We start from the raw sequence: 9574 nt of genomic DNA on the forward strand, positions 1-9574 counted from the left end.
GGTTTCATAGCCGAACGCGGCCCATGCGATTGCGGCATGTTCGATAAGACGGATCGCATCATCTCAGCCCTCACAGCCGCCGGCTTCAGCATCGTTCCTGCTGGAGAGGTGGAAGCTGTGGAAGCTGGGGCGGAATGCATGTGGGCCGAAAAGCCATGCACCTGCGGAGGTGGCCCATGCGAACAGGTCAGCTTTGGAGAAAACCATGAATCTCTGCTGGCGGAACTGATCGGAGAACACAGCGGTTGCGGCCACGGCATCCAGAATGAAAGCATCCCGGTCAAGCTGGCGAGAGGTGACGAGGTATATGTCGTTCGCGGAGAGTTAGGGCGCGCGCTTATCCCAGCAACCGGACCAGTGAAAGCATTTACCGCCGCTCCGCTCTCCGCTCGGCCGAAGGGAGGCGCGTGAAATGGGCGATCCGATCTATCGAGACGAACTAGCGTGGGCTGCTGCCTGGAGCAATGGAAGCCCGCACCCGTTCATAATTACTAATAGCGTCCGTTACACAAGGTCCGCCGTTATCGAGTACTTAGGGGCACATTGGGCTCGTCAAGATGAGACGGAAAGGCAGGGCTGGAAACGAGCCTATCGGCAGGGATGCCGCATCGTTCGCGTTCGCGTTCGCATCCAGCACGCCACCGAAGGAGCCAGCCATGACCGCTGACCTTATTGCGAGACTGGAGAATCTGACGGGGTCGGATCGGGAGGTGGATGCTGAAATCGTGTTCGATCTCTTCGCTTCGCCGGTCGGCAAGCACAAGGAGGATGGCGGTCCTATTGGCTACATCCGCCTTGATGACCAGCCCTCATGGAATTTAGGCTTGCGATTTCCCGGCAAGGACCGCGCATGGTTCCATGCAACACGTAAGCAGATCAAGGGGGAGACTCTGCTCATAGAGCGAGACGGCGCTTTCGTGCTGATGAACAGCATGCGCGTGCCGGAAATCACCGCCAGCCTCGACGCAGCCGTTGCGCTGGTGGAGCGGGTAAGGCCGGGGTGGAAGCGTAGCGTTTTCGAAGGTTACAACGGCCTCTGGATCGCGCGCATCAGCAGCCCGCGCCGCTTGCTATTCAGCACCGACTACATGCGGGAAATGGAGCCGGCAGGATCACCTAATGGCGCAATCGCCCTCCTGATAGCCCTCTTCCGCTCCCTCGAAGCAGAAGGAGCGCGTGATGACACCTAAGCAACAGCAGTTCCATGACATTCTCAATGATGCCTCGCTTCAGACGGCTTTGCGAGGGTTTCATCATGAGACGGCACGTCCCTTCACGCACAAGGAGACAGCGGAGACATTGATGCGCATAGCGGACGCTGCGCCGCACCTGCTCCAGTCTGAGATCGAAAGCCTGCAAGCCAAAATAGACTTGCTTCGCGCCTATCTCCCGGAGGCCGACGATGCTACCTGATCAGCACATCGGCAACGGCGGCCGCATCCCGAAACGCCTCACGGACCTTCTCGAGCGTGGCAAGACCTTCACTCCACGCCACGCAGGCCGAAACCGCTTCCTTGTAGACCTGGCTTTTCTTATCCGGCCATCTGGCGTCAAGCAGCGCCTCGCCAACCTCGATGACGGAGGTGACGTTTCGCATCTGGCCAACGGTCAGCATGATCGTGACAGGCTCGAAGCGTTCTTGCATCGCCGTCAATGCGGATGGATCGCGGAAGTTCCGGGAGGTCGTCGTGAGTAATGCTGATGGCGCCTCGATAATGGGTTAAGGAAAACGCTGCTTTCTCCGTGGGCAGCGGCCCGTCGCGACTGGTCCTCGCGGCGGGCATTTTAATTTCGCCCCTAGAAGACCGCCAAGGCGCGTCAGGCGCAATCCCCTCCATCACCCTCAAAAGAGTGTCCGCACTCGCTCTGGGGGTCCCCTGTCGATTTCTCGGCCTGTTTTGCGACTTCCCCATCACGTATCCTGGCACACCGCTCGCAGCACGTCGTTTGACCGGCTGCGAGCAGCCATCCTGCAGGCGCATCCTGAGAGCCGCACAGAGATCGGGCGATCCCAACGCCTTGGCGCCGGAAATAGTGAGCGATGGCGCTAGAACCCTTGACCGCCCATCCTTCTCGAAAGCCTTTCATGATCGCCGCTCCACTGGAATGACCTTGCCGCCTTTGCGAAAGATCTGATCCGCTGCATTCTTAGCCGCTTCTTTGAAGGACACGGAGCCACCGAAACGGACAAGGTTGCCGTTCATATAGCCGGCGAGCGCCTTGTGCGCCGCAAGTTCGGCAGTCTCTCTGCTCTCGAAACGACCTTCTTTGCCGTTGATCTGCACGACGCGGAAATCCCCCTGGTCTGCGCACCTGAACTCGCCACGCCAATACAAGCCGGTCCAGACACCGCGCGCTTCATATCCGTTCAAAGCATGGACTCCTGACGATAAAGATTGGGGCGAGCGGCGGCCGAGCTATCCTCATCCGCCATTGGTGGGTCAGCCTCCGCAAACTCGCGGGCACGCAGCATTTTGCAGACCGCCGTCTCAATTTCTTTGCCGCTAAGCAAGCGCGAAATCTCGGGAGCTAGCTTGTAGGCCGGCGTTCGGCGGTCGCATGAAACGCGATGCTCACTGGCGACGGAGCGGATTTCATCAGCCCAGAGCAACATCAGCATTCGATGGTACCAAGGCACTTCGGCTCGGTATGGCTCGGACCAGTTGCGCCAACGACTTTCCCTGTTCGGCTCTGGGTATTCCCAGATATCATAACAGCGACGCGTTCCGGCCAGCGCGAGGCTCAGCGGTGATTGAATCTGCCTGATTATGCCGTGTTTCATGGTCTCCATCCCCGGAGATTTGGTCCATTTCTCATGCGCAGCAACGATCATGCCATGACAACACGGACCGAAGTCGGCGATCTGGCCAGAGAGACGATCCAATTTGTCCTTTTTGCTCTTGATCTCACATATCCAGAGGCGGTCAGGCTGGACCGCGACAACATCGGCGCGACTTGATCCGTGCTCGACGTTCATTTCATGTATGATGCGAGCGTCAGGCCAGAGTTCACGGAAACGCTTCACCACTGCGTCTCGGATCTCGACTTCGGCGGACGAGCGTGTGTGTCTCATCCGCGCCTCTCGACCTTTGCGACGTAGTCCTCCTCGATAGCCAGAAGAACCAAGACGTCATGCCTCTGCTTTTCGATCTCATGGTCGGGGCGCTTCTTCCTCCCTCTGGAGAAACTATCCAGCCAGGTTCTCTTGGCGATGATCGATGCTCGAACCATATCGAGCTTGGCTCTATCGTCTATCATGCCGCCACCGCCAGTTCGGTTTTTGACCTTTTACCGATCAGTTTCGGTCCACCGACGTGCTGGGCATGAAAGCGGAACCACGCCGCATTGTCCTTGCCCGTGTGCTTACTGCCCTCGATCCATTTCAGGCGGCCAACAGCGACTATGTGGCTGCACTGGTCGAGGAAGGGACCTGCTTGAGACGTGTAGGCCCAATCAGCATCGAATAAGAGCCAGGTCGGAGCAATGGCCTGGAAATGCAGGATCATCGCGTGCAGTACGTCCCGCGACCATGGCGGGTTGGTGATCACAGCATCAACCTTGCCGAAATCACTCACGTCGAGCGCGTTCACGCCTTCCTTGATGTCGGAGGAATAGATGCACTCGAGTCCGAAGTGAGAAAGATGACGGATCAGATAACCGTTGCCCGCGCATGGCTCTGCAAAGGTCCGAACTCCGACCAGATGCGGGATCAGCGCGGGGACGGCGTCTGCCGGCGTGTCATAGGCGTCTTGCGGCCTGCGGGGGAATGACGATCGCTTGCCCACTACGCTCCTCCCAACGGTAGATAGATGCAGATCGTACGGGGCGACGGGACTTCCGGCGGTCGACACCAATGGATCTGCCCATCCGGGCTTTGCTTGATCCTGGTATCCGAATAGGGAATGACCTCGCCGGTTGGGATGATGCGGACTCCGTCCGGCCCTCCCGAAATCCAGTCTGCCGGAACCTGGCCACAGTCCCGGTTGGGACAACATTCGATGGCGTAGCTCCGCTCGGCCGTCGCGTCGTGCGCCTCGCTTGCGGTCATGAACCAGAATATCGTGACGCAAAGAACGAGCAGGATCCCGAAGACGATAAGCCACAGGTGGATGATGCTCGCGCCGCTATCGGTCCGGAAGGATTCCAGTTCGTAGTCTTCGGCACAGATGTCTTCGGGGTCACCGCGGTCATTCATTTCAGGAGACCTTCTCCGCAAGATCGGCGCGGGCCGGCTCCAAAGACTTCATCGTCTCCCGAAGCTGCTTGAGGTCGAGGTCGGCCTTTGTGTGCCGATCTTCCATGAGGTTCCTTGCATCTGCGACGGTCTTCTCGAACTCGGCCGTAGCTGCCGCCTTGTCCGCTTCCAAATCAGCCTCGGCCGAGCGCATTTCCTCGATCCAGCGCTTGAGCGTGCGAGCCGCTACACCAACCATTTCCCGAACGGTTTTCGGCTCGGAATGCTGTGTCTGGATTTCAGTCTTTGCTTCCTCGACGAAGGTATCATCGAGTCCGACATCAAGGTTTTCGTCGGTGACGGCGCGGAGTTTAACCTTTGACATGATCTATCCTCATGGTGATGCCAGTGCAGACGACGCGCGGGATTGCGCGGCGGCGCAGGCGGCGGGAAATCCGGAGAAGGCGAACGATGATGCTCATACCTCACCTCGTGCCGGACAGATGTGAGGGTTGGCCTTTGCGAACATGCGGATCATGTCGCCATCGGCGCCTATAGCAGCGCCGATACATGCCGCGTTGGCGCCCTTGCTCCACATGCGGGAGATCAGCCGACGCTCGGTTTGGTCGAAGTGGATTTCTGGTTGCAGCGATACAGTTTTGGGCGCAGGCGCTGCCACGATTTTCGGCTCAGACGCTTCGCCGTCTTCATCATCGTATTGATCGCTGACGAGAACGCCGACAATCTCGTCAACCCAATCGTCGCGCCACCATTTCTGTTTCCTGGCGGTGATGACGGCAGCCTGGCTGGCGCGAGGCGTCGGAAATCGCAAGCATTGGCCAAGTCCAATCCGACGAGCATCAGGGAACGCTTCGAGTAGCGCCGCCATTGCGATGAAGCGGCCTCGGGAAGTTTCTGAAAACGATACGGTGCGAATGGGGTCGTTGCCTGTCAGTCGGCAGGCTCTCACCACAGCGATAGCTATCTGGTCCGCTGTTGGGAACATCTAAAAGACCCCCTCGCTAAAGCGATCTGCTTCGCGGTTGGCCTGGGTCTGAAGACGGGCCAGCAATTCGTGAGGATGCCAAGCCTTGGCGTTGAGCTTGGTTATCCCTGCCGTGAACAAGTCATCGATGATGTCAAGATCGGTTCGATACCAGTGCCTTCCAAGATGCGCGCCGATGTCGGACAGGAACTTCTCAGCGTCGGCCGCTACGGTGCGCGCCAGTTCAATACCCGGCGTCCAGAGAAGCCGGGAAAAATGGAGATCATGCCAAGTTCCGAGTTGGAGCCGGGACAGCAGAACTTCGACGTCTTCGACTGCGCCTACACGGAACACGCCCGGTTCGGCATCAATGCCAATGGCGCAAAGCGCGGCATAACCACCGATCTTCCGGCGGCGAAGGACATCACGCGGCATAGCGACGTCATTCCGCATTTGCCTCAGCCTCCCTGTGCTTGCGGGCCTTGGCGCGCTGTTCGATTTCCCGAACTGTGAGGCGACGAAACGACCTGCTCGTGCGGACGAGGCCAAATTCACGCTCAATCCCCGCCAAAATCTGTCCAAGGACACGGGTGCGAATGTCCCACATCGCCCTTCGGTCGAAGCCCTGACGATGCTTGTCGTAGACGCGACCGCACTGTTCGATAGTCAGTCCGGCAGCACGTGCTACAACGCATCGCTTCATCCGCAACACGTCCCTGCCATTGTGGCCTCCGACCACGAAACGAAGCAGGTCCAGTATGTCGACCATCCGATCAACGTCGGTTTCGTGAACCACGACGCGAACGCCTGTTGCGTCATATTCTGGCATGCCGTCCATCAGCCGCGAGAGCTGACGCTGGTGAGCATCGCTTTCGGTATCGCGCGCCGCCGGCATGGCTGAACCGACCCGAGACACGGCGGCACGATCCAGATCCGGCATATGCTGTGCCGTGCGCACCGCATCGGTGATCAATATCCAGAGAAGGTCACGAGGCGTCGGCAGACCACGCTTGGCCTGTACGAAGAAGATGCTTTCCGCATGGCGGAAGTGTTCGATCAATCGATCGATCCTTTTCTCAAGGTCCCGCGGACTATCACGAAAGAGGCTTGTCATTGCGCGCCCGAGGTTACCGGCTCCGAAACCAAATCACTTTTGTAAGGTGCCATTTTGGTTACTTTCTGGTCAAGCGAATAGCCCTCGGGCCACCTTGTTTTCCGGCACAGAAACCCACGAGCCACAGCCCGCTGAACCGCTGCGTCGCCGTATTCGCGTCGGATGACTCCAAGCCATGCAGACCATTCTGGATGACCCGGTTTGAAGACGAAATCGCCGTCCTTATCGATGGTCGGGTTGTCGTGGAAATCGAGGAATAACGCCTCGCGGAGATACGGGATCATCCGGCGAGGTTTGCTGCGCTTGAGCATCGTTTGCCGATAGAGGTCGGCGCCGGAAACGGCTTTCTCACGATCCTCGACGCTCAAGGCAAGGAACGCCTTACGGGCGGACCCTTGATTGTCGGGAAGCTGATCCTTCGGCCAGCCAGACCACAAAATATCGAATTGATCCTCACCCCCACGCGCTTGCGCGTCTGGTGGACTGGTATCTGGATTGGTGTCTGGACTGGTAGGCGGCACCACGTTCCGCACCTTTTGGCGTGACGTTCCGCACCTTTCTGCGTCAGGTTCCGCACCTTCCAAAAAAGGACCGGCATCTGGTTCCGCACCTTTTTCTACATTTTGTGGGTCCGGCCAGCACGCCTGATATTCGTGATTGCGCCATTTCTGTCCGCGAAAGCCATGTTCCGAGCGCAGAATCCATCCGGCCCGCTGCGCAACGTCGAGATGCTCGCGCACCGCACGCTCCGACAAGCCTGTGGCTTCGGCAAGCTGCTTCTGAGTTGGGTAACAGCCACCGCCAACTTCATTCATAAACAGGGAAACGGTGAGCAAGACATGCCGCGTGGTCGGCGGCAGTCCTGACCTCGTTATGGCGTGGCGCCATGTCCACGCTTTTGTGTCATTCATGTCGCTCTCTCAACTGTGACAGAGCGGCATTCCTACGAAGTACAAATGGTATGCCGATCAACTATGGCCCGAACGCGTGGGCCGAATTGCGCCGATCGTGGAAGCAAGGATTTGCAACGTTCGTTCGTTTCCTGATGTTTCTTCCAGGAACGCAACAGATGCACTGAGATGGGCTCTGGCAAGCCTTTCAGCTGCCTCCTCCCCTTCATTCCTTGCTACCGTGCATAGACCAGTAAGGATCAACTCGACCTCTCTGGCAAATGCCGATCGTGTATCTTCTTTCATTCCCAAGCCTCCCTTTTGTTGCCGGGAACGAAACCATGGGCCGGGGATCATCAGCCCACGGTAAATGTACGTCATTCCATCCCGAGAGCGGCCTTGTAGAGGTCGAGGATCGCCTCCTCTTCCTGGCGCTCGGCCTGATCTTTCTTGCGCAGGCGGATGATGGCGCGCAGGGCCTTGGTGTCGAAGCCGGTGCCCTTTGCCTCGGCATAGACGTCCTTGATATCGTCGGCGACGGTCTGTTTTTCCTCTTCAAGCCGTTCGATGCGCTCGATGAAGGCTCGGAGTTGGCCGGCAGCAATGGTTTGCGCTGCCGCCGCGCCAGTCTCTTCATCATCGAACATCTCGCCCGTTGCACGATCAGAGGGATCGCGACCACGCGGATCGGTGACGGCTTTCGCTGCAGCTTTCTGCGCCTTCGATGGAACGCGCGGTGAATAGGCGTCGTAAGCCGCGTTCATCAGGTAGTCTCCACGGATGTACAAAGGTTGGTGAAAGGATCGTTGGCTGCAGGCGGCAAAGCCATATTACCGCGCCCCCCAGCAGCACGTTTCTGGACGAGCCGATTGTAGCGGCCGATCATGTCGAAGATTGCTTCACCGCGCCAGTTGCCGGCGGTGCCATACCATGCTTCTCGCACGCGCCAGTTTCCGCGCGGATAGCCAAGATTGTCGCAAGCGGCGTTCAACTGCGCCTTGATTGACATTCCTGGGTGGATCGTACCCGCAGCCTGAAAGACCATTTGTTGCAATTCGTACGCAATGTTTTGCATCGGTTCCTCACGAAAAACAGGAGAAGGAACGGCTTGTTGGGAATCTCGGACGTTCTGTTGGACACCTCCGATAGATTCCGTGCCAGTTTCGCCGCCGTGACAAGGAGGCTGCGAATGACGCACGACATTGACGACTGCTGGGAACCGCTTGGCCTCGCGGGATGGGGAGTTGTTGAGCGTGTCGATGCGCTTCGCTCGCACCGGGGAAACTTGTTGATCGTACCTCGGATCAGTCTGCGTTCGCCGAAGAAGCATCAGCAGCCTCCTTGTCCGCGCTCTGACCAGACAGAACCTGAGACGCCTGGGTTCCCACCCAGTCGTTTGCGGTCACAGAACCGCCAGTCATGATAATGATCCGGTCGAGCACAGAACGCTCAGGAATTCGGGTTCCAGCCTCATAGCGGCACACAGTTTGCCGTGTGCAGCCGAGACGTCTGCCAACCTCAATGGTCGAAAGGCCATTTGCCTTGCGCCAAATCTTCAGGGGATGAACAATATCCATGGATCTGATTTGTAACCAATTTGGCTACTTGTCAAGAACCAGTCTGGTTCCCCTGTGGATATTTTTGAGCTAATGGCGAAGCATGAAGAACATGCTCAAGAGCCTTCGTCTCGATGCCGGCCTCACGCAGGAGGAACTCGGCAAGCGTGTGGGTGCGACAAAGCAGCAAATCGGGCGCCTTGAGAAAGACCAGCGAAAGCTGACGATGGAGTGGGCGCGCAAGTTAGCCACCGCGCTTGGCTGCTCTCCGTTCGACTTGTACAAAGCCGACATTTCGAAACTCAAGGAACGCGCGATCAACATCCACGAGGTGTCTGAAAGCCAACTCAAAGAACCCGATATGCCGGCTATGTCGATCGACAGAGCCTTGCTATCTCGCATCCTGCCTGGAATTTCACACGATCACTTCGAAATCATGATCGTCGAGTCCGATCTACCCGGCGAGGTAGCAAAACGTGGTGACTTTGTAATCCTTGATACCTCGATACGAACCGCCACTAACCCTGGCATCTACAGCGTGGACTTCAACGGCTCACCGCAGCTCCGACTACTTGTCATTACCAAGACGGGTGAGATCATTGCACGCTCAGGCATGCCCGGAGTACCCGATGAAACCTTCAGCGCTGACGAAATCAGCATACTTGGCCGCGCCAAGCTAAAGATTTCCACAATCTGATGGATTTTTTTTCATCTCTTTTGTAACCACACCGGTTCCCCTATTGCATTAAGCGCCATTTTGGTTACATTCCTTCTTGCGTAGAAGGAAATAACCGATGCAACCGCGTTCCCTCATATTCCTTCGGTTTGTCCAGTATCGAGTATCTGCGCGTTTCC

18 protein-coding genes are annotated in these 9574 nt (G+C 57.6%); 4 read left to right on the plus strand and 14 right to left on the minus strand.

Features of this window, described 5'->3' with window-relative positions; genetic code table 11:
• Positions 1–36: 36 nt before the first annotated feature.
• The 3 genes from C7441_RS14565 (at position 37) to C7441_RS14575 (ending at position 1413) form a co-directional block, all read left to right on the plus strand.
• Positions 37–411 (plus strand): hypothetical protein, encoded by a 375-nt coding sequence (locus tag C7441_RS14565; RefSeq protein ID WP_109613511.1) that lies wholly within the window; start codon positions 37–39, stop codon positions 409–411.
• Between the two features lie 245 nt (positions 412–656).
• The gene (locus C7441_RS14570; RefSeq protein ID WP_146201484.1) at positions 657–1190 is read left to right on the plus strand and encodes a hypothetical protein; all 534 of its coding nucleotides are present in this window, start codon (positions 657–659) and stop codon (positions 1188–1190) included.
• Positions 1180–1413 (plus strand): hypothetical protein, encoded by a 234-nt coding sequence (locus C7441_RS14575; protein WP_109613513.1) that lies wholly within the window; start codon positions 1180–1182, stop codon positions 1411–1413. Before C7441_RS14570 ends, C7441_RS14575 begins: the two co-directional genes overlap by 11 nt.
• On the opposite strand, the gene C7441_RS14580 is transcribed toward C7441_RS14575, so the two are convergent.
• From C7441_RS14580 to C7441_RS24620, 14 genes are all read right to left on the minus strand, one after another.
• Positions 1406–1645, minus strand: a complete 240-nt coding sequence (locus C7441_RS14580) for a DUF982 domain-containing protein (RefSeq protein ID WP_109613514.1) — start codon at positions 1643–1645, stop codon at positions 1406–1408. The two genes, C7441_RS14575 and C7441_RS14580, sit on opposite strands and share 8 nt — an antisense overlap.
• A 439-nt stretch (positions 1646–2084) precedes the next feature.
• Positions 2085–2372 (minus strand): hypothetical protein, encoded by a 288-nt coding sequence (locus tag C7441_RS14585; RefSeq protein WP_109613515.1) that lies wholly within the window; start codon positions 2370–2372, stop codon positions 2085–2087.
• The gene (locus tag C7441_RS23780; protein ID WP_146201485.1) at positions 2369–3073 is read right to left on the minus strand and encodes a hypothetical protein; all 705 of its coding nucleotides are present in this window, start codon (positions 3071–3073) and stop codon (positions 2369–2371) included. Before C7441_RS23780 ends, C7441_RS14585 begins: the two co-directional genes overlap by 4 nt.
• On the minus strand, positions 3070–3258 hold the full coding sequence (locus tag C7441_RS14595; protein WP_109613517.1) for a hypothetical protein: 189 nt from the start codon (positions 3256–3258) through the stop codon (positions 3070–3072). The genes C7441_RS23780 and C7441_RS14595 overlap by 4 nt, the downstream gene beginning before the upstream one ends.
• Entirely contained in the window at positions 3255–3785 is a 531-nt protein-coding gene (locus tag C7441_RS14600; RefSeq protein WP_109613518.1) for a hypothetical protein, read from the minus strand. The genes C7441_RS14595 and C7441_RS14600 overlap by 4 nt, the downstream gene beginning before the upstream one ends.
• Positions 3785–4195: a hypothetical protein gene (locus C7441_RS14605; protein WP_109613519.1), complete on the minus strand. Its 411-nt coding sequence runs from the start codon at positions 4193–4195 to the stop codon at positions 3785–3787. Before C7441_RS14605 ends, C7441_RS14600 begins: the two co-directional genes overlap by 1 nt.
• 1 nt (position 4196) lies before the next feature.
• Positions 4197–4559, minus strand: coding sequence for a hypothetical protein (locus C7441_RS14610; protein ID WP_109613520.1), 363 nt, complete (start codon positions 4557–4559; stop codon positions 4197–4199).
• A 93-nt stretch (positions 4560–4652) separates the two neighbouring features.
• Positions 4653–5180 carry a hypothetical protein gene (locus C7441_RS14615; RefSeq protein ID WP_109613521.1) on the minus strand — a complete coding sequence of 176 codons (528 nt, stop codon included), beginning with the start codon at positions 5178–5180 and terminating at the stop codon, positions 4653–4655.
• Positions 5181–5612 carry a hypothetical protein gene (locus tag C7441_RS14620; protein WP_146201486.1) on the minus strand — a complete coding sequence of 144 codons (432 nt, stop codon included), beginning with the start codon at positions 5610–5612 and terminating at the stop codon, positions 5181–5183.
• Entirely contained in the window at positions 5602–6219 is a 618-nt protein-coding gene (locus tag C7441_RS14625) for a hypothetical protein (protein WP_146201487.1), read from the minus strand. Before C7441_RS14625 ends, C7441_RS14620 begins: the two co-directional genes overlap by 11 nt.
• 50 nt (positions 6220–6269) lie before the next feature.
• Positions 6270–7184 (minus strand): helix-turn-helix domain-containing protein, encoded by a 915-nt coding sequence (locus C7441_RS14630; protein ID WP_109613524.1) that lies wholly within the window; start codon positions 7182–7184, stop codon positions 6270–6272.
• Between the two features lie 356 nt (positions 7185–7540).
• A complete protein-coding gene (locus C7441_RS14635; protein ID WP_109613628.1) occupies positions 7541–7810 on the minus strand; it encodes a GapR family DNA-binding domain-containing protein in 270 nt (89 codons plus the stop codon).
• A 116-nt stretch (positions 7811–7926) separates the two neighbouring features.
• Positions 7927–8493, minus strand: a complete 567-nt coding sequence (locus tag C7441_RS23785) for a hypothetical protein (protein WP_146201488.1) — start codon at positions 8491–8493, stop codon at positions 7927–7929.
• The gene (locus C7441_RS24620) at positions 8468–8740 is read right to left on the minus strand and encodes a helix-turn-helix transcriptional regulator (RefSeq protein ID WP_109613526.1); all 273 of its coding nucleotides are present in this window, start codon (positions 8738–8740) and stop codon (positions 8468–8470) included. Before C7441_RS24620 ends, C7441_RS23785 begins: the two co-directional genes overlap by 26 nt.
• An 82-nt stretch (positions 8741–8822) precedes the next feature.
• Here C7441_RS24620 and C7441_RS14650 point away from each other — a divergent pair, with 82 nt between their 5' ends.
• The gene (locus C7441_RS14650; protein WP_109613527.1) at positions 8823–9416 is read left to right on the plus strand and encodes a helix-turn-helix domain-containing protein; all 594 of its coding nucleotides are present in this window, start codon (positions 8823–8825) and stop codon (positions 9414–9416) included.
• Positions 9417–9574: the final 158 nt, after the last annotated feature.

It is taken from the genome of Pseudaminobacter salicylatoxidans, assembly GCF_003148475.1.
Taxonomy (GTDB): Bacteria; Pseudomonadota; Alphaproteobacteria; order Rhizobiales; family Rhizobiaceae; genus Pseudaminobacter; species Pseudaminobacter salicylatoxidans.